The 20,246-nt window shown below is 63.7% G+C and carries 14 protein-coding genes; 2 read left to right on the top strand and 12 right to left on the bottom strand.

Annotated features, from left to right (window positions below):
• Positions 1-67 precede the first annotated feature (67 nt).
• The 3 genes from M1D89_RS16370 to M1D89_RS16360 all read right to left on the bottom strand — a co-directional run bounded on the left by M1D89_RS16370 (position 68) and on the right by M1D89_RS16360 (position 4,637).
• The gene (locus M1D89_RS16370; protein WP_498645083.1) at positions 68-1,690 is read right to left on the bottom strand and encodes a glycoside hydrolase family 32 protein; all 1,623 of its coding nucleotides are present in this window, start codon (positions 1,688-1,690) and stop codon (positions 68-70) included.
• Between the two features lie 89 nt (positions 1,691-1,779).
• Positions 1,780-3,378, bottom strand: a complete 1,599-nt coding sequence (locus M1D89_RS16365; protein WP_498645081.1) for a glycoside hydrolase family 68 protein — start codon at positions 3,376-3,378, stop codon at positions 1,780-1,782.
• A 458-nt stretch (positions 3,379-3,836) separates the two neighbouring features.
• Positions 3,837-4,637: a purine-nucleoside phosphorylase gene (locus M1D89_RS16360; RefSeq protein ID WP_498645079.1), complete on the bottom strand. Its 801-nt coding sequence runs from the start codon at positions 4,635-4,637 to the stop codon at positions 3,837-3,839.
• A 121-nt stretch (positions 4,638-4,758) separates the two neighbouring features.
• Between M1D89_RS16360 and M1D89_RS16355 the strand changes: the two genes are divergently transcribed.
• Positions 4,759-6,168 carry an NAD(P)H-quinone dehydrogenase gene (locus tag M1D89_RS16355; protein ID WP_498645077.1) on the top strand — a complete coding sequence of 470 codons (1,410 nt, stop codon included), beginning with the start codon at positions 4,759-4,761 and terminating at the stop codon, positions 6,166-6,168.
• 64 nt (positions 6,169-6,232) lie between these two features.
• On the opposite strand, the gene M1D89_RS16350 is transcribed toward M1D89_RS16355, so the two are convergent.
• The 4 genes from M1D89_RS16350 to M1D89_RS16335 all read right to left on the bottom strand — a co-directional run bounded on the left by M1D89_RS16350 (position 6,233) and on the right by M1D89_RS16335 (position 11,759).
• Positions 6,233-6,433, bottom strand: a complete 201-nt coding sequence (locus M1D89_RS16350) for an MBL fold metallo-hydrolase (protein ID WP_498650973.1) — start codon at positions 6,431-6,433, stop codon at positions 6,233-6,235.
• A gap of 146 nt (positions 6,434-6,579) precedes the next feature.
• Entirely contained in the window at positions 6,580-8,142 is a 1,563-nt protein-coding gene (locus tag M1D89_RS16345) for an FAD-dependent oxidoreductase (protein WP_498645075.1), read from the bottom strand.
• On the bottom strand, positions 8,139-10,346 hold the full coding sequence (locus M1D89_RS16340; RefSeq protein ID WP_498645073.1) for a molybdopterin oxidoreductase family protein: 2,208 nt from the start codon (positions 10,344-10,346) through the stop codon (positions 8,139-8,141). The genes M1D89_RS16345 and M1D89_RS16340 overlap by 4 nt, the downstream gene beginning before the upstream one ends.
• A complete protein-coding gene (locus M1D89_RS16335; RefSeq protein WP_402937608.1) occupies positions 10,347-11,759 on the bottom strand; it encodes an MFS transporter in 1,413 nt (470 codons plus the stop codon).
• Between the two features lie 294 nt (positions 11,760-12,053).
• Here M1D89_RS16335 and M1D89_RS16330 point away from each other — a divergent pair, with 294 nt between their 5' ends.
• Positions 12,054-13,463, top strand: a complete 1,410-nt coding sequence (locus M1D89_RS16330; RefSeq protein WP_498645070.1) for an MFS transporter — start codon at positions 12,054-12,056, stop codon at positions 13,461-13,463.
• Positions 13,464-13,532: 69 nt separating this feature from the next.
• Here M1D89_RS16330 and M1D89_RS16325 read toward each other — a convergent pair whose 3' ends face one another.
• From M1D89_RS16325 to M1D89_RS16305, 5 genes are all read right to left on the bottom strand, one after another.
• The gene (locus M1D89_RS16325; RefSeq protein ID WP_498645068.1) at positions 13,533-15,404 is read right to left on the bottom strand and encodes an acetyl/propionyl/methylcrotonyl-CoA carboxylase subunit alpha; all 1,872 of its coding nucleotides are present in this window, start codon (positions 15,402-15,404) and stop codon (positions 13,533-13,535) included.
• A 60-nt stretch (positions 15,405-15,464) separates the two neighbouring features.
• A complete protein-coding gene (locus tag M1D89_RS16320; protein ID WP_498645066.1) occupies positions 15,465-16,136 on the bottom strand; it encodes a Maf family protein in 672 nt (223 codons plus the stop codon).
• Positions 16,137-16,415: 279 nt separating this feature from the next.
• Positions 16,416-18,941, bottom strand: coding sequence for an MMPL family transporter (locus M1D89_RS16315; protein ID WP_498645064.1), 2,526 nt, complete (start codon positions 18,939-18,941; stop codon positions 16,416-16,418).
• 1 nt (position 18,942) lies between these two features.
• Positions 18,943-19,668: a TetR family transcriptional regulator gene (locus M1D89_RS16310; protein WP_498645062.1), complete on the bottom strand. Its 726-nt coding sequence runs from the start codon at positions 19,666-19,668 to the stop codon at positions 18,943-18,945.
• Positions 19,669-19,808: 140 nt separating this feature from the next.
• Positions 19,809-20,240: a YbjQ family protein gene (locus M1D89_RS16305; protein ID WP_498645060.1), complete on the bottom strand. Its 432-nt coding sequence runs from the start codon at positions 20,238-20,240 to the stop codon at positions 19,809-19,811.
• Positions 20,241-20,246: the final 6 nt, after the last annotated feature.

Genomic DNA, 20,246 nt, shown 5'->3' with positions numbered 1-20,246 from the left:
CAACGAGGAGCGGGATCTCCGCCTTAAGAGTGGTTGTAAAGGGTGAGATCCCGCCCCTGGGCGACCTTTAAAGAACGCGTGACGTGATGGTGAAGTCCGTGTCGCCCTCCACGCTGAAGGCCGACGCCCCCGTGTTGTCCCAGTCCGGGAAGAACGTATCCGAAATGACCGCAGTTCCACCCGCAGCGAAGACTTCCACCGAGGACGAATCGAGGAGGATCGTGAGATGGACCTTGCTGCCGGAGGAAGGCAGGGCCACTTCATGAAATGGGCTGAACTTTTCGGAGAAGTTGCTTGTTCCGGCTTTTGACCGGTCCACCCGGACACTGCCTGTCTCCTTGTTATACGAGATCCGCAGTCCGGTCTCGGAAGCGGAGGATGAGTGGCGGAGGAGAACCCCGGCTTCGCGCGCCGACGTCAGGTCCATGTCCAGTTCGATCAGCTGGGTACGTCCCCGGAACTCCTGGCCAAGGTCCTGGGGCGAGGAGCCAGCGGTGAGGTTTTTGCTCTTCACTTCACCGGAGCGGTCCAGCGTTTCCCGCGCCGCACCGGCTATGGCAGATCGGAGCTCGAGCCGCTTCCCACCCCGAACCAAGGTCAGTTCGCGGGGAATAGCCATGGAGCCGCGCCATGGCGTGGTGGGCACATCCTGGGCGTAGTCCCAGTTACCCATCCATCCCAGGAGAACGGGCTTGTCCCCAGGCGCGCCGGAGATGGAGTTCGCGGCGTAGTAGTCTGCGCCGTGGTCCAGCCACTGGGACTCGGTGAGCGGGGCGCCGGGGGCTGCCGCGTCTTCCGCGGTAAAGCGTGTCCCATCGAATTCGCCCACGAAGTACTGCATTCCCGAGCCGCCAGCAATGCCGCCGGGGTTGATGCTCAGGAGCATGACCCACTTCTTCGCCGTGGAGTCCTCAACGTCCATGTGAATGAGTTCCGGCACTTCCCATAGGCCTCCTTGGGCGCCGACGCCGGAGAAATCGCTCAGGTATTTCCAGCGGAGCAGGTCCGTGGACTTGAACATCTTGACCACTTGGGCGTCTGCCACCACGGTGGTCATCACCCAGTAGCGGCCGGGTTCGTACCAAGTGATTTTGGGGTCGCGGAAGTTGTTGTTGGTGGGTGCAAGGTTCAGGACCGGGTTGCCTTGGTACTTCTGCCACGTGGTCCCGTTGTCCAGGCTGAACGCGACGGATTGTGCCTGGGAGCCTTGAGGCAGAGCGCCGTTCTTGCCATAGGCGCTGGTGTAGAGGGCAACCATGGGCGGGTTCTCTGCAGAGCCAAGGCCGGAGGCATTGTTCTTATCCATCACAATGCACCCAGAGAAGATCTCCTCTTCGGGGCTCGCCTCCATGGCCACGGACTGCTGCTCCCAATGCACCAGATCCTTGCTGGTGGAGTGGCCCCACGACATGTTGCCCCACGAGTTGCCCCGCGGGTTGTACTGGTAAAAGGCGTGGTAGGTGCCGTCGTGATAGACGAGACCGTTGGGATCGTTGAGCCAGTTCTTCTCAGCCGTCAGGTGCGCGAGGGGCCGCCATGGGTCTGAAGGGGACGGACGGTGTCCGCCCGGGGCGGGAATCGGCGTCGGGCTTTCAGTTTGCGTGCACGACGCGGCGGAAAAGGCGACCACGACGGCGGCACTTGCGGCCAGCATTTGGCGGCGGGACAGGTGGGAGCTGGGAAAAGTCATGGGGAAGATCCTGGGGTTGGGGTAGCAGGGGTGCCGGTCCTTGTGGGTCCGACACCCCTGCCGTGGCCTGTCGGCCGGGGTGTTACTGCTTACTTATAGAGGCCCTCGCCGCCAACGCGAACGTTGGTGGGAAGGTAACCGAACGGGCCAAGGCCGTTCTGGCCGAAGCTGCGGTCAACCTGCGTCACGCCGCCCTTGAAGTTCATCTTCACGGTGGGGGAGAGGGAACCGCCGCGGACGCCGTCCACGTTGTCGATGAAGGACTGGACCAGTCCGCCCGGCTGCACGTAGTGCGAGTAGGCCTGGAACTGACGGCCATTCTGGCGCGGGTCCGGACCCTCCGGCGCGTTGGCCGGCATGTTCAGATCCGTGGGAGAGCCCAAAGCCAGGCCGCTGTTGTTGACCGGCTGGTAGTCGGAACGAACGCCGTTACCCACGAAGCCATACACGCCGTCCGGGCCGCGCATTCCATCCGCATACGTGAACTGGTGGCTGATGGTGAACAGGTAGTACTTGTTCTTGCCGTTCTCGTTCTGAATGTAGATCTGCGGACGTTCAGTCTGGTCGTTGACGCAGTTGGCCGAGAGGATCGGCGGCAGGAAGCTCCACTTGGTGAGGTCCTTGTTGTCGGCCACGGCGAGGCCCACGTTGGCAGTCTGGTACCAGGCACCGGTGCTGTTGACCCGTGCCACAGTCTCGGCGTTGGGGTCGCCCGGCTGGTAGCCGAGGTCTTCCTGCTTGCACTTGTAGGAGCCACGGGTGCCGCCGGTGTTGCCTTCGAAGACCATGAAGGTTTTGCCCGGGTGGGCGGGGTCCGCGAAGGTGTACGGGTCACGGAACGCGAAGCCGGGGTTCTGGGCTTTGTTCTGGTACATCTTTCCGTCCGGCTCCAGCAGTTTGGTGTGCTGGAAGCCGTCGAACGTCACGCCGTCCTCGTTGGCGTGGATGTTACCCAGTGCCTTGGCGATCGCAGCGTCCGGAGCGATCCCGCCGCCGCCTGCATTCCGCTCGGCGACGTCGTAGAACGTGGTGGCGGTGTAGAAGACGTTGATCTTGTTGCCCTGCATGAGGCGCGTGGAGCCGGACCACTCCGTGTTGCCGATGGACGTGTTGTCCAGGAACAGGTGTCCGCCGTAGTTCCATTTGTCCTTGGCGGGATCAGCGTTGGTCTTGCGGAAGAAGTAGCCGATCCTGGCGTTCCAGTGGCGCTGGTCGAAGCCATAGCCAGCGTGCCTGTCAGCAACCAGGGAGAAGATGACATCCCAGCCCTTGTAGCTGATCTGGTTGGCGTTTTCGTCTGTCAGGGACCAAGTGTCCCAAACCCAGACGTCGTCGTTCATGGCCGGGAAGTCCTTGGGGATTTCCGGCATGGTGACGTTGGGGCTCATGGAGTTCTCGCCGGGGGCAACGTTGGGGTTGCTCTGGGCCATGATCTGCTTGGCGTCGGCTCGCGTCCACTTGGACGTGAAGTCTGCTGCCGGATCGTACGCCTGCTGGGTGTGCGTGGTTGGCAGCGGGAAGCCGGGCGTGGGCGCCGGCATGGTGCTCGACGGCGGGTCGGCCGGCAGGTTGGCTTGCGCAGCCGGCGTCACCAGCAAGATGCTGCCGGCCACGCCGGCCGCTGCTGCGAGGGCTACTGCCTGTCGCAGCCGGCGGCGCGGCTGTGGAGGGGTTGAGTGCGTGTTCATGCTTGCTCTTCTCGCGGAGTGTTGGACTTCGTGGAGTGGGGCGCATGCCCTGACCCCCTGATGGGGGTTCTTTACTCAGGCGTCCATCGATCCGCTGTAGGCGTCATCGAGGGACGCCATCGTTTCGAGGTGCGGGGGAGCTTGTAGCTATCCGCCGCGGTGGCTCCGGCACGTCGACTTACCGGAACACTCTCCACGCTAGACACGTGTTAGGTCTGAGAGCAAAGGGCATTTCAGGAGCGTTCCCGGTTACTCATCGGTACTTGCGCAAGCGCTTACATTGGCAACGTGCGCGCGTGACACATTCGGGCAGCCGCAATCAAATGTTTCGCCATAAATCAGATTTAACCTGAGAATTTACTGTGCGTTTACTTCTCGCCCGGAATTGTTAGCGCAAACCCTTAAATAGCGATGCGGGGCCACCTTTGACGATGACCCCGCAGCGCGGATGGTTAGGACTAGAGCTTGGCGATGATCTCCGCCAGAAGCTTGGAGATCCGCTGACCCGCTGCGTGACCGGCTTCCAGGACTTCCGCGTGGCTCAAGGGAACCGGGCTGATGCCGGCTGCGAGGTTGGTGACCAGGGAAATACCAAAAACTTCCATCCCTGCGTGGCGGCCTGCGATGGCTTCCAACGCGGTGGACATGCCCACCAAGTCTGCGCCGATTCGCTTGGCGTACTGGACCTCTGCCGGCGTCTCGTAGTGCGGGCCTGTGAACTGTGCGTACACACCTTCCTGCAAGGAGGAATCAACTTCACGGGCGAGGTCGCGGATCCGGGAGGAGTAGAGGTCCGTGAGGTCAACGAACGTTGCGCCCTCAAGCGGTGAGGTTGCGGTGAGGTTGATGTGGTCGCTTATCAGCACCGGAGTTCCGGGGGTCCAATCTTCATTGAGCCCGCCACAACCGTTGGTGAGCACCAGCGTCTTGCATCCGGCTGCTGCGGCCGAGCGTACGCCGTGGACTACGGACCGCACGCCGCGGCCTTCGTAGTAATGCGTCCGGGCGCCCAGGACCAAGGCTCGTTTGCCCTCCTTGGTGAGGACAGAGCGGATGGTTCCAACATGGCCCACCACCGCTGGTTTGTGGAAGCCGGGAACCTCGGAGGCGTTCAGGGTGGCGGTGGTTTCACCGATCAGGTCAGCGGCCTCCGCCCATCCGGATCCGAGCACCAGGGCTACGTCATGGGACTCGACGCCGGTCTCCGCGGCGATGAAGTCAGCGGCGGCCTTCGCGGCTTCAAAAGGGTCAGTGTTCATCAGCTCAGTGTTACTCACTGGTACAAGCTACCCTGCGGCTACAGGACTTTGGTAGGGATCGGACCTGAGTGAGGTTCGGCTGGGTGGCAACCGGCGTGGCAATGAGCGAGAATTGAGGACTGTGACCACCCAAGTTGACTTCAGTGCCCCCCGTATCGCGATCCTTGGAGGTGGTCCCGGCGGATATGAAGCTGCCATGGTTGCCGCCTCGCTTGGCGCGCACGTCACCATCGTCGAACGGGCAGGCCTCGGCGGCTCCGCGGTGCTGACCGACGTCGTGCCTTCCAAAACCCTCATTGCCACCGCCGACCTCATGACGCGCGTGGGTGAGGCGGACGAACTCGGAGTGAAGTTCGACGGCGACGGCACGGCCTCCAAGCCGCGTGCCGACCTCAAGCACATTAACGATCGCGTCCTGACCCTGGCCCATGGCCAGTCCGACGACATCCGTGCAGGCCTCGAGCGCCTGGGCGTGGAGATCGTCATCGGGTCCGGCAAGCTGCTGGACAACAACACCATCGAGGTCCTCACGCTCGAAGGGACACGCACCATCGACGCCGACGCGATCCTGCTGGCTGTTGGTGCTCACCCGCGTGAACTTCCCACGGCCAAGCCCGACGGCGAACGCATCCTCAACTGGGCCCAGATCTATAACCTGGACGAGCTTCCCGAAGAACTCATCGTTGTGGGTTCGGGCGTTACCGGCGCCGAGTTCGCATCCGCCTACAACGGCTTGGGCTCCAAGGTCACCCTGATCTCCAGCCGTGACCAGGTTCTGCCCGGCGAGGACACAGATGCCGCCAAGCTGCTGGAAGGCGTCTTCGAACGCCGTGGCGTACACGTTCTGTCGAAGTCCCGCGCCAATGCAGTGGAGCGAACCGACGACGGCGTGAAAGTCACCTTGGGTGACGGATCGATCGTGACAGGTTCGCACTGCCTGGTGTGTGTTGGCTCCATCCCCAACACCGCGGGCATCGGTCTTGAAGAAGCAGGCGTGACCCTGACCGAGTCCGGGCACATCAAAGTGGACGGCGTTTCGCGCACCACTGCCCCCAACATTTACGCCGCGGGCGACTGCACGGGCGTGTTCGCTTTGGCATCCGTTGCAGCCATGCAGGGCCGCATTGCGGTTGCCCACTTCATGGGCGATGCGGTCAAGCCGCTGAAGCTCAACCAGGTGGCGTCGAACATCTTCACGTCCCCTGAAATCGCCTCCGTCGGCGTTTCCGAAGCCGACCTCGCGTCCGGCAAGTACCAGGGCGACGTTGTGATGTTGTCCCTGCTCAGCAACGCCCGCGCCAAGATGCGCAACACCAAAGATGGCTTCGTTAAAATCATCGCGCGTAAGGGTTCCGGCACCGTGATCGGTGGCGTAGTGGTTGGCCCGAACGCTTCGGAGCTCATTTTCCCGATCTCCGTCGCAGTGACCCAGAAGCTCCACGTTGATGACGTGGCCAGCGCTTTCACGGTGTACCCGTCACTGACTGGTTCCATTTCGGAGGCCGCGCGGCGCTTGCACGTGCACATGTAACTTCACGCTGACCAGCGTGGCGCCCGTTTCGACGGTCCGCTGCACACTAGACGATTCCTACCGTCTAGTGTGCAGCGAGCCGTAGAGACGGGCTCCGCGGTCTGCCTACTCTTGCATGGCGTCGATGGCCTCCTCCACCTGTATGGTCGACGTGCCCGTGCGTGATGAGCATGGCCTTCGCTTCAGCAGGTTCCAAGCCGAGTCCCCGGATCGACTCCAGCACAAGCCCGAGGTCCGCGGGGTATCCGCCGTCGACCGGCTCCATCTCGGAGGCCGCGCGGCGCCTGCACGTGCACATGTAGCTCCACGCTGACCAGCGTGATGCCCCTTTCGATGGCCCGCTGCGGAGTGTGCCGTGCGCACGGCATGATCCGCAGGGAACCCCCGAATCGGAGCGAGAACTAAGCGGCTTTAGGCGGCAGCCGCTTGGAAGTGTTTTTCGATGATCCCCTTGATGTCCTCATGGCATCCTCCGCAGCCTGTGCCGGCGCGGGTGGCCCTGGATACCTCGCCCACGGTGCTGCAGCCTTCCACCACGGAATCTTCGATGCTGGCCGCACTCACCCCGGCGCAGCGGCACACGGTCCTTTGGGGATCGTTGCTCGTGGCGCCGGCATCCAACTGGTCAGGTCCGTCCAGGCGGAGCAGCAAGGACCGGTCCGCGGGCAGCTCCGAGGAACGCTCGAAGAGCACCACCAGCTCGGCAGCAGTCCGGGGCATGCCCACGGCCACCAGGCCTTCCAACACCCCGCCACGGGTGGTCATCTTCACGTAGCGGCCGTGTTCGGGATCGGCCCACTGGGAAATTTGCCGGCGGGCACGCCCTGACGCGGCACCGGCTTCCAGCAACTCCTCGTCCCAAGGATCAGCCTGGTTGTCGCCCGCCACGGCCAGGTTGATGCCGCGTGCCTTTAGGACAACCACCCCGGGCTTCTCCTTGGGCAGCGCTTCCAGAGCATCTGCGGCGGCCTGGCCATCCCGGGCCAGGACCACGAGGTATTCGGCCAACCACTCAGCCTGCCGCCAGCCCGGACCCACCAGACCGGAGGGCCCGGCGGCTGTCCGGCAATCAACGCAGGCAGCGTCGGGGCAGCGGACTTCAGCGCAGTCGCCCATCGCGAACATGTGGGGCTCGTGATAGGTCCGGAGGTGGTGGTCCACGAGGATACCTGTCGCAACCGGCAGGCCACAGCCTTCCGCTAATTCGATGCGGGGGCGCACACCACAGGACAAAACCAGCAGGTCGCCGTCGATCGCCGAGCCGTCATCCAGCAGCAATGCCGAGAAGCTGCCGCCGGGTCCTGCCGTCTCCACACCGGTAGATCGCGCATTGCCTGCCATCCGCACACCGCCGGCTCGCAGGCTGTTGATGAGGACTGATCCACTGCCGCGGTCAATGCTTCTGCCGAGTGGGAAGGGGCCATTGTGAACTACTGTGGCTTGAGCGCCTTCTTCCGAGGCAGCCAAGGCCGTTTCCAAGCCGAGCACACCGCCACCGAGCACCACCACACGCTTTCCGTCGGCCACCGCGGCACGTAGCACGGCAGCATCCCGTAGATCACGCAAAGCAGTGACGCCGGCCGGAAGCACCGGCCTGGAAGGATCCGGGTTGAGTCCTGTGAGGTTCGGAATGACGGGACGGGACCCGGTGGCGAACACCAGTCGGTCATAGTGCTCAGTGCTGTCATCGGACAGGACTATGTTTTGGCGGGCGCGGTCGATTCTTTTGACCTTGACTCCCAAACGCACTTCCACGCCGTCGGCTTCCAGCTCCGAGGCATCAGCCATCGCGAGAGCCTCTGCCGTGGTGCGGCCAACGCCCAGTTCGGCCACCATCACGCGGTTGTACGCTGCCTCAGTCTCCTGGCCGACCACCAAGAGTTGCACCAGCCCGGAGCGGACGGCGGGGAGCAATTCGTCCACGAGTCGGGCAGCTACCGGCCCGAATCCAACTACAACAATGCGCTCGCTCATGATGCCTCCTTGACGTGCAGTGGCAGCCGCGTCCCGGCAGGAACTCTGTACGAGGCCGGTTCCTGGGTGGAGACTGCCTTCCGGACCCATACCCGGCTGGTCTTGAACTCCGGCATGCCGGAAATGGGATCTGTGGCCGCCTCTGTGAGGCGGTTCGCATTTTCCTGGCCGGGGAAGTGGAACGGCAGGAAGACAGTGTCGGCGCGGACCGAGTTGCTGAGCTCGGCACGGCAGAGCACTTCACCGCGCTCGTTTGTCACGGTGGCGTAGTCGCCGTCGGCAATGCCGCGTGAAGCCGCCGTTCCCGGGTGAATCAGGAGCCGGGCCTGGGGCTGCGATGCCAGAAGCTCGCTCACGCGTCGGGTCTGCGCGCCGGATTGGTAGTGCTCCAGAAGCCTGCCGGTTGCCAGTGCCAAAGAATCGTCCGCGAACGAACGAACGGCCCGCTTGGAGGGCGTCACCGGAACCATGACTGCCCGGCCATCAGCATGGGCAAACCCGTCGGCAAAGAGTCGCGGCGTCCCTGTGCTGCCCACGGGGTAGGGCCAGTAAGCAGCTTCGCCACGGTCCAGCATGGCGTAATCGATGCCCGAGTAGTCAGCCAAACCACCGGCGGAAGCCACGCGAAGCTCTTCAAACACTGTCTCGGGATCATCGCTGAACGTAGAAGGAGCCTCAAGCAGTTCCGCGAGCCGGGCCATGAGCCACAATTCGCTGCGGACACCCGCGGGAGGAGTCAGCGCGCGGCGGCGCCGGATCACACGGCCCTCCAGATTGGTGAGCGTGCCTTCTTCCTCGGCCCATTGGGTCACAGGCAGGACCAGGTCGGCTTCAGCTGCGGTCTCGGACATGAAGAAGTCACAGACCACCAGGAAGTCCAGGCTGCGGAGGCCTTGGATCACTGCGTTGGTATCGGGTGCTGACACCACCACATTGGCGCCGTGCACGAAAAGGCACCGGACGCCGTCGGGCTTTCCGAGTGACTTAAGAAGTTCGACGGCGGGGAGGCCGGGTCCGGGGATCAGCGACTCATCGACGCCCCACACGCCCGCGACATGGGCGCGTGCGGCAGGATCAGTGATCTTGCGGTAGCCGGGAAGTTGGTCGGCCTTCTGCCCGTGTTCGCGGCCGCCCTGGCCATTGCCTTGGCCCGTGAGCGTGCCGTAGCCGCTGCGGGCCGAGCCGGGCAGGCCCAGAAGGAGGCTCAGGTTGATCGCCGCGGTGGCGGTGTCGGTGCCGTCCACGTGCTGTTCCACACCGCGGCCGCTGAGGATATAGCTACCGCCGTTGCGGGCTCCTTGCGCCAAGCGGCGCGCGGTCTCGCGGATCAGCGTGGCGGGGACGCCGGTGATGGACTGCACGCGCTCCGGCCAGAACGAGGACAGGCTGCGCAGCACGGCCGCGTAGCCGGTGGTGTTGGCCTCAATGTAATCTGCGTCGGCCAGGCCCTCGTGGACCACCACATGGCTGATGCCCAAAAGGAGGGCCAAATCTGTGCCGGGCGTCGGCTGCAAGTGGAGGCCACCGCCGTCGCCCGTGAACGCCGCAGTAGCCGAGCGGCGGGGGTCCACCACGATCAGTCCACCGGCGTCGCGTGCGCCCTGCAGATGCTGGACGAACGGAGGCATGGTCTCGGCAACGTTGGAACCGAGCATGAGGATGACGGACGCGGTGTCCAGGTCCGTAACAGGGAACGGAAGGCCTCGGTCCACGCCGAACGCCCGGTTGCCCGCAGCCGCGGCCGATGACATGCAGAAGCGGCCGTTGTAATCGATCCGCGACGTGCGCAAGGCCAGCCGGGCGAACTTGCCCAACAGGTACGCCTTCTCGTTGGTGAGGCCGCCGCCACCAAAGACACCTACGGCGTCATTCCCATACTGCTGCTGGGTGTCCTTGACGGCAGCCGTGATGAGCATGAGTGCCTGGTCCCATGAGATGGGCTGGTGCACGCCATCGGAACCTTTGAGCATCGGCTCGGTGACGCGGCCGTTGTGACGCAACAACGACGCCGATGTCCAGCCTTTGCGGCACAGCCCGCCCCGATTGGTGGGGAAGTCGCGCCCGGATACTTCCAAGGGCACGTCGACTTTGGCGGGTTCGGCCTCCGGCGCGGGCACTGCCCCGGCTGCAGAGGCAGCCGGGGTCAGCGTCATGGCGCACTGGAGCGCGCAGTACGGGCAGTGGGTATCGGCGCCGTTGGGCATCTAGATGTGTCCGATCGTGTTGCGCTTCCGGGCGGGGCGGATGTAGCAGACCCAGCAGACGGTGAGCATCAGGACATAGGCTCCAACGAATCCATAGAACGCCGGGGTGTAGGAGCCGCTGGCCGTGTTGGAAGCGTTGAGAACCTGTGGAATCACGAAGCCGCCGTAGGCACCGATCGCGGAAATCAGGCCCAGCGAGGAAGAAGCAAGTCGGGCGGTGGTGGCACTCGGAGCGCCTGCACGGGCTGCCCGGCTGGATGTTGCGAAGATGACCGGGATCATGCGGTACGTCGCACCGTTTCCGAAGCCGCTGGCCAGGAAGAGCAGCAGGAACAAGGTGAGGAAGAGCCAGAAGTTCTTCAGGGGCAGCGTCCAGATCATGGTCAACGTGATGACGGCCATGGAAGCGAACGATGCGATGGTCATCCGCGCACCACCCATGCGGTCTGCCATGCGTCCGCCGTAGGGGCGGGCCAGGGAACCGACCAGCGGTCCGAGGAAGGCCAGCGAGAGTGCCACCGCGCCGACGTGGATGGAAGAGAAGTCCGGGAAGTAGTCCTTGATCAGCTTGGGGAAGACTCCCGCGAAGCCGATGAACGAGCCGAAGGTGCCGATGTAGAGGAAGGCCATGATCCACAGGTGCGGTTCCTTGAGGGCGGCCAGGGAACCAGCCACATCACCCTTGGCGCTGGTGAGGTTGTTCATGTACTTGTAGGCCCCGAAAGCGGCGATGATGATCAGCGGGATCCAGATAATGCCTGCCATGGGCAGGTTGACGGTCCCGGCAGCCAGCAGCGTGATGGCGATGGGGACAACAAGCTGTGCGACGGCGGCACCGAGGTTGCCGCCGGCAGCGTTGAGGCCCAGCGCCCAACCCTTTTCACGGGCAGGGTAGAAGAAGGTGATGTTGGCCATCGAACTGGCGAAGTTGCCACCACCGAAGCCGGCGAGTGCGGCCATGAGGAGCATGATGCCGAAGGGCGTCTCAGGGTTGGAGACGCAGATGGCAAGGCCTGTGGTGGGGATCAGCAGGAGCAGCGCCGAGACGATGGTCCAGTTCCGGCCACCGAACTTGGGAACCATGAAGGTGTAGGGGATACGGAGAGTAGCGCCCACGAGGCTGGGGATGGAGATGAGCCAGAAGATCTGGTTGGTATCGAACTGGAAGCCGGCTGCGGGGAGCTGGACCACCACAATGGACCACAGCTGCCAGACGACGAATCCGAGGAATTCAGCGAAGATCGACCAGTAGAGATTGCGCTTGGCGATGGACCGGCCTTCGGCTTCCCACTGGCCCTTGTCCTCGGCATCCCAGTTGGCAATCCAGCGGCCGGGGCGGTGTTCAAGAGCGGGGGCGGCGGTGGCAGTGGACTGGACAGGGGCCAGTTCATCTGCGGAGCGGTCAACAGTCACGGAGTGCCTCCTTGGTGGGGGACGTTGTTATTCCAAGGTAGGTTTCGCGCATTTCGTGGACGGGCGCCGTTTGTAAACGTGCTGTGACATTTCCCTATCGGCGGGGTCACCGGCGCGTGAGGCGATGGTGAGGTAATGTGGCGCGGACCACAAGATGAGATTTTTCCGTGCGTCCGCATGTTGGACTTTGTTGTCCATTCAATGGACAGCGGGAACTATTATTGAACTCTCGAATAATCCTTCGCCGGGTGGCCTCCTGGAGAATCGGCCGGCGTGAAAGAAAGCTGCAAATACATGTCTTCCACTGCACCATCCAAGGAAGGCGAGTCCACTAAGCCAGTGAACTCGCGGGGCAAGGTGATCTTCGCGAGCCTGATCGGCACGACGATCGAGTTCTACGACTTCTACGCCTATGCCACCGCGTCGGTACTCGTCTTCCCGAAGCTCTTCTTCCCGGACGCCACTGACATCAATGCGCTGCTCAGTGCGTTCGCCATCTTCGGTGTTGCCTTCTTCGCGCGGCCCATCGGCGCGGTGGTCTTTGGCCACTTCGGTGACAAGATCGGCCGCAAGGGCACCTTGGTCGCATCGCTGCTGACCATGGGTATCGCAACCTTCCTCATCGGCCTCCTGCCCACGGCCTCCATGCCGGGATGGGCCATCCTGGCTCCGATCATGCTGGTCATCCTGCGCTTCTTCCAGGGCCTGGCCCTGGGTGGAGAATGGTCCGGCGCAGCGTTGCTCGCCACTGAGAACGCGCCCCAGGGAAAGCGTGCCATCTACGGAACGTTCCCGCAGTTGGGCGCTCCCATCGGCTTCATCATCGCCAACGTCATCTTCATCTGGATGAACGTGTCCCTGAGCGCCGAAGAATTTCTCGCTTGGGGCTGGCGGGTTCCGTTCCTGCTCAGCGCGGTCCTGGTCATCGTGGGCCTGTATGTCCGTTTGAAGCTGGTGGAGAGCGTTTCCTTCACCAAGGTGATCGAGCAGGAAAAGGTGCAGAAGCTGCCCCTCGCGGCCACCCTGAAGAGCCACTGGCGCCCCGTGGTGGCCGGTACGTTCATCATGTTCGCCACGTACGTGCTCTTCTACATCATGACCACGTTCACGCTGTCCTACGGCACCAAGCCCACTCTGGCCGGCGCCCAGGCGGCGGCTGAGAAGGCCGGAACGCCCATGACGCCCGAGCAGGTCGCGGCCTTCGTCCCCGGCCTGGGCATCACCCGGTCCGACTTCCTCTGGATGCTGATCATCGGCGTCGTGTTCTTCGGTATCTTCACAGTGGTCTCCGGACCGCTCGCTGAGAAGTGGGGCCGACGCAAGTTCCTGCTGGGCGTCACCGCCGGCATTTTCGTCTTCGGTGCGCTCTGGTTCACCATGTTCGGACCCGGCCAGGCAGCGGCCATGGTCGGCCTCATTGTGGGCTTCACCCTCATGGGCCTGACCTTCGGTCCCATGGCGGCCATCCTCCCCGAGCTGTTCCCGGCCAACGTCCGTTACACGGGTTCAGCAGTGGCGTACAACCTGTCCTCCATGATCGGAGCCGCTCCGGCGTCCTTCGTGGCCATTGCCCTCTGGTCTGCAGCCAACGGCAGCACATGGCTGGTGGGTGCCTACATGGCTGCCGCCGCTGTGGTGACCTTCGTGGCGCTGTGGCTGACACGCGAAACCAAGGACACCGACTACGAGAACAATGTTGCCTAAGTAGCCCAAGAACGACGCCGGCCCCGCACCAAACGGTGCGGGGCCGGCGTCGTTAAGAGGTTCTTGGCGTTAGTCCTCGATGGTGGCGATGACTGCGCCTGCGGCGACGGTCTCGCCTGCGGTGGCAGCGAGGCCCCGCACGGTACCGGCCTTGTGGGCGGTGAGCGGTTGTTCCATCTTCATGGCTTCGAGGACCACGATCAGGTCGCCCTCAGCCACAACGTCGCCTTCAGAAGCTGCCACCTTGACGATGGTGCCCTGCATGGGGGACGTCAGCGCGTCACCGCCCGCAGCCGCAGCCATTGCACCAGCTGAACGGGAGCGCTTCTTGGACTTGCCGGACTTGGTGCCCGAACCGCCCGAAACCGCGGCGATGCTGCCGCCCAGGCCGGACGGCAGGACGACCTCAAGCCGCTTGCCACCAACCTCGACGACGACGCGCTGGCGGTCACCGGCGTCGGACGTTTCAGCGCCCGCGCCGCTGGCAGACCAAGCCGGGATGCTGTTGACGAACTGGGTCTCGATCCAGCGGGTGTGAACCTTGAAGGGTCCTTCCGCCGGAGCAAAGTCGGGATCGGTGACCACTGCGAGGTCGAAGGGGATAACGGTGGGGATGCCCTCAACCACCATCTCTTCGAGGGCGCGGCGTGAACGCTGGAGGGCTTGCTCGCGGGTGGCGCCCGTGATGATCAGCTTGGAGAGCATGGAGTCGAAGTTGCCGCTGATGACGTCGCCCTGCTCAATGCCGGAATCGATCCGGACGCCAGGGCCTGTCGGGTTCTTCAGCGTGCTGATGGTGCCGGGGGCGGGCATGAAGTTGCGGCCCGGGTCCTCGCCGGTGATGCGGAACTCGAAGGAGTGGCCACGGACCTCGGGGTCCTCGTAACCCAGGGCTTCACCGCGGGCGATGCGGAACTGCTCGCGGACGAGGTCGATTCCCGTGACTTCCTCGGACACGCAGTGCTCCACCTGGAGGCGGGTGTTCACCTCGAGGAAGGAGATGGTGCCGTCCTGGCCCACCAGGAATTCACAGGTGCCGGCGCCGAGGTAGTTGGCTTCCTTCAGTATGGCTTTCGAAGACTCGTACAGGCGCTTGTTCTGCTCTTCGCTGAGGTACGGAGCCGGGGCTTCCTCAACAAGTTTCTGGTTGCGGCGCTGCAAAGAGCAGTCACGGGTGGAAACCACCACAACGTTGCCGAAAGCATCGGCCAGGCACTGGGTTTCGACGTGGCGCGGAGCATCGAGGAAACGCTCAATGAAGCATTCGCCGCGACCGAAAGCGGCCACTGCTTCACGGACAGCTGATTCGTAGAGCTCGGGAATCTCGTCCATGGTGCGGGCGACCTTGATGCCGCGTCCACCGCCGCCGAAGGCAGCCTTAATGGCAATAGGCAGGCCGAATTCCTCGGCGAACTTCAGGATTTCATCGGCGGATTCCACGGGGTCAGCCGTGCCGGGGACGAGGGGTGCGCCTACTTTTTCGGCGATGTGGCGGGCCTGGACCTTGTCGCCCAAGGCCGAGATGGCTTCGGGGGAGGGGCCGATCCACGTGATGCCGGCATCGATGACCTTGGCCGCGAATTCGGCGTTCTCGGCGAGGAAGCCATAGCCGGGGTGGATACCGTCCGCGCCCGACTGCTTGGCGACGTCGATGATCTTGTCCATCACCAGGTACGACTCGGCAGCGGTGTTGCCACCCAAAGCGTAAGCCTCGTCGGCAAGGCGGACATGGAGGGCGTCACGGTCGGGGTCGGCGTAAACGGCTACGGAGGCAATGCCTTCGTCCCGGGCGGCTCGGATGATGCGGACCGCGATTTCGCCGCGGTTGGCAATCAAGACCTTGGTGAGAGGGCTGGAAATGGGCTGCGCCGGGTTAGCTGACAAGTTGTTGACTCCTTCTGTCCTTGAGGAGCCTAGCGCGATTGTGAGGGTTCCGCCCATATTGATGGGGGATTCCGTGTGTGAGGCGATGTTCCTTTGTAGGGTTGCTACAAACCGCTTCTACTGTCTCTTCGCGTCCCACAGCTCTGTGATACCCACGTTCGCATGGACCAGCAGGTCGCGGAGGGTGGAGATGGAAAGCCCGACGACGGCGTGCGGGTCGCCGTCCACCTTACGGATGAAGGCCCCACCCAGGCCGTCGATGGTGAAGGAGCCGGCGCAGTGAAGCGGTTCACCGGTGGCGATGTAGGCGTCGATGTCCTGGGTACTCATTTGGGCGAAGTGGACCTCAGCGCTCGATACCGCTCCCACGGTGGCACCCGTGCCTTCGGGAGTTTCATCTGCGTCGGCCTCTTCGTCCGCGTCAGCGGCGGTGTCCCGGCAGTCAACCAGCCAATGGCCGGTGTGGAGCACTCCCTGAGAGCCGCTCATCCGCAGCATTCGCTCCCGGGCGACCTCCGCGGTGTAGGGCTTGCCGTGGGACTCGCCGTCGAACTCGAACACGGAATCGCAGCCGATCACGAGGGCCCCCTCGGCTTCTGGCAGCGCCGCAACGGCCTCGGCCTTGGCCCGGGCAAGCAACAGTGCGGTGTCGTGGGCGTCCGTCACGCCATACTTGGCCTGAACCGCATCCTCGTCCACATCCGAGACCAGGACGTCATGCTGAATCCCGGCTTCCGTGAGCAGCTTGGTACGGGCGGGGGACTGGGAGGCAAGGATCAATCGGGTCACCGTCCCAGCCTAGTACGGCCCTCTCGCACATCCCGTGTGCTTGACGCGAACGCTCGTTCACGTTCCGCGTGCTTGACGGCGGACGCTCGTTCACGTTCCGCGTGCTTGACGGCGGACGCTCGCTCACGTTCCGCGTGCTTGACGCGGACGCTCGCTCACCTTCCGCGTGCTTAACGCGAACGCTCGATCACGTTCCGCGTGCTTGACGCGAACGCTCGCTCACTTGCCTCAAGCAAGTGAGCGAGCGTTCGAGAATATTGGCTGTTATGTGAGAGAGCGTTAGTGGACGAGTTCCTCGGCGTCGGCCTTCCGGCGATCACTGCGGTCCAGTTTGGCGCCTTCCACATCCACGTCCGGGAGGATCCGTTCCAGCCACTTAGGCAGCCACCAGGCCTTCTCGCCCAGGAGGTACATCACGGCGGGAACAATCGTCATGCGGACCACGAAGGCATCAATCAGCACACCGAATGCCATGGCGAAGCCGAGGGGCCTGACCATGGTGAGGTGGCTGAAGATGAAGCCGGAGAACACGCTGACCATGATGATCGCGGCCGCGGTGACCACTGCTGCGGCGTGGCTGAAACCGGAGCGGACAGCGTGCTTGGCGGACTCGCCGTGCATGAACGACTCCCGCATGCCGGAGGTAATGAACACCTGGTAGTCCATCGCCAGGCCGAACAGCACGCCGATCAGGATGATGGGCAGGAAGCTCAGAACGGCACCCGGATTGGCGACGTCGAAGATGCCTCCCAGCCAGCCCCACTGATACACGGCAACCACGGCGCCGAAAGCAGCGGCCAGCGAGAGCAGGAATCCGCCAGTTGCCAGCAGGGGCACCACGATGGAGCGGAATACCAGCAGCAACAGCAGCAGGGAGAGTCCCACGACAATCGCCAAGTAGGGCGGCAGAGCCGCGCCGAGCTTGTTGGAGACGTCAATGTTGCCCGCGGTTTGGCCTGTCAGGCCGATCGTCACGTCCAAGTCGTCGTGAATTGCTGAGCCCTTGGCACGGAGATCGGACACCACCTGCACGGTGCCGGCGCTGGCGGGACCCTCCTTCGGGATGACCTGGTAGACGGCGGTGCGGCGGTCGTCGCTCAATGCAACGGGTACAGCGGCAACGACGTTCTCAACGCTGCGGAGCTGGTCCGCGACGTCGAATTGCTTGTTCCTGGCATCGTTCTCGCTGAGGCCTTCGGGGAATTCGCCCACGACGACGATCGGTCCCGTCACGCCTTCGCCGAAGCTGCTTCGCGTGAGGTCGTAGGCCTTGAAGGCTTGCGAATCCACCGGCTCGGAGCCGCCGTCGGGAAGTGCCAGCCGCAGCTGTGACGCCGGCAACGCCAACGCGCCCAGCAGCGCGACGCTTGCCACGAGGGCAACCCACGGGTGACGTGTGACCATACCGCCCCAGCCCCCGCTGCTGCGCTTCTCCTCGCGTTCCCGGTCCGCAGCTTCGTGGCCGGGCTCGGCATTGTGCTTGGCAGCTTTGGCCCAAGCGCGCTTGGAAATAAGCCGACGGCCGATCAGCGCCAGGACGGCGGGCGTCAGGGTCAAAGCTACGATGACGGCCACGCCGACTGTCGCGGCGGCCGCGACACCCATCACTGCAAGGAACGGCAACCCGGGAACCACCAGTGCGGCGAGGGCGATGATGACCGTGAGGCCGGCAAATAGCACGGCGTTACCGGAGGTACCGGTGGCCAAAGCTGCAGATTCCTCGGCGTCCATACCGGACAGGAGCTGCGTGCGGTGGCGGTTGACGATGAAGAGGGAGTAGTCAATGCCAACCGCGAGGCCGAGCATCAGGGCAAGCATGGGGGAGATGGAGCTCATGTCGATCACGCTGGTGAGCGCGAATGTTCCACCGACACCCACGGCGACGCCGATCAGCGCCATCAAAAGAGGCAGGCCAGCCGCGATAAGCGTGCCGAGCATCAGGATCAGGACAAGGGCAGCCACTGCGACGCCCACGATTTCTGCAATGCCGAAGATCTCAGAGACGTCCTCGGTGATTTCCTTGCTGGCGTAGGCCGTGACGCCGGCGGAAGAGACTCCGTGGACGATCTCCTGGACTTCCTCGCGGACGGCGGGGTCAACGGCGTTGATGGAGGTCTTGAACTGGACCTGCGCGATTGCAGCCCTGTTGTCGCTGGAAACAAAACGCATGCCCTCAGAGGCCTCAAGCTGTCGCTTGCCGAGGGCCAGTGCGGCGGCGCCGTCGGCAGCTTCTTTGGTTCCGGCGTCGAGCTTTTCCTTCCCTGCGGCGAGTTCGGCTCGCTGCGGAGCCAGCTGTGCTTCAATCTGTGCCGGGGTGAGGCCGGCGGCTGCTAGCTGCTGCTCAGCCCCTGCGAGTTGAGCTTCGCCTGCAGTCAGCTGGGCGCGCGCGGCGTCCAACTGGGTCTGGCCCTCGGCAGCCTTGGCTTCGCCAGCGGCAATGTCCGCAGCAGCCGTATCCAGTTGCTCCTGCGTGGTGAACGGGTTTACCGTGCCCTGCACGTCCGGCATGGCTTCAAGCTTGGTGAGCGCAGCGGCAACCGCGTCCTTCTTGATCTGATCGAAACCTGCATCTCCGGCGTCGAAAACCACGCTGGCCGAGCCGCCTGACGAATCGGGCAGGGCCTCCTTGAGCTTGTCAGCCATCTGCTGGGTTTCGGTGCCCGGGATGGTGAAGTTGTTGGACATGGTGCCGTGGAACGCTGCGGCCGAGCCGCCCACTGCCACCATGACGGCCAGCCATATGGAGATGACCAGCCAGCGGCGGCGATACGAAAATTTGCCGAGACGGTAGAGGAACGAGGCCATGTCAGAACCGATCTTTGGTGGTTGAAACGGAAGGTGAGGCTGCTGAGGCGTGGAGGGAAGCGTCCGACGGCGGCGCGAAGCCTGTGCCGAGAAGGCCCATCGCATCGATGAGGTGCTGGCGAAGGACGGCGAGGGATTTGGCGGAAAGGTCCGGTCCGTGTTCGGCGAACCAGACGGTCATTGCCGCTTTGCCACAGGAAATGACGGAACCTGCGAGGGCGTGGAGGTAGAGCTCACTGATGCCGGCGCCGAGCCTGCCGCGGGCAGCGTCAATGATCTGCTCGGTGCAGTGCTCCCAGGCCTCAAGTTCGGAGCGGGCCAGCTGACGGTTGTCCTGCGTCAGGCTGAACAGTTCGGCCATGGGAGCTACGGACATGGGATCGGCCAGCGCCATGAGGGCGGCCTGCGCGGATTCGAGGATCGACTCGTCCGCCGGGCGCAACCGGAACTGCTCCAACGCGTGGTCCATGAAGCCGTCGGCAACGGAGGCCAGGGCAGCTTCGAGGCTGGGAAAGTAGTTGAAAAAGGTTCGCCGTGAGACACCCGCGCTGGCCGCGATGTCTTCCACGGTGAAATTCCCGGACCCGTTGCTGCGCAAAAGGTCCAGGGCTGCGGAGGCGATGGAGCTGCGGGTGGCCGCCTTGTTGAGTTCGCGCCGTGATGGGGTAGCGGGCTCAGCAGTGGTGGACGACTCCGCAGTGGCTTCCTGGCTACTGGTTTGGGTCACATACTTACACTAAGTGCAAGTTTGCACTCTGCGCAATTTGAGTAGGGGCGCGGGCATGCGAAAAGTCCCGCCCTGGTTCGTCATGCCCATCGTTGAAGGGCGAGGAAGACGAACCAGGGCGGGACTCAGAAAGCGCGAGGCTAGAACTGTGTCGGGGTAGCGGGCGGCGTCGGCTGACTCTGCTGGGACGACTGTTGGGCTGCGGTTTTGTTCAGATAGATGGACTGGCCCGTTGCTCCGGGCTCACCCTCACCCAGCGGCAGCACGTATACGGCGGTTCCGTAGGCACACACTTCGGTCCAGTTGGTGCCCATTTCCGAGGTGTCGAAGCGCATGGCCACAATAGCGTTGGCACCACGCTGCTGTGCCTCGTTGACCATGCGTGCCATGACTTCCTGGCGGCTTTCGTAGAGGGCCTTGGTCATTTCGGGCAGCTCGCCGCCGCCAAGGGAGCGGAAGCCGGCGAGCATCTGCGACCCGATATCGCGTGAACGGACAGTGAGGCCCATGACTTCGCCGAAGACGGCGTCGATCCGGTGGCCTGGGATTTCGTTGGAGGTGACGATCAACATGGTCCG

The organism is Arthrobacter sp. D3-18, assembly GCF_054408525.1.
This window is presented reverse-complemented; position numbering and strand designations above follow the sequence as displayed.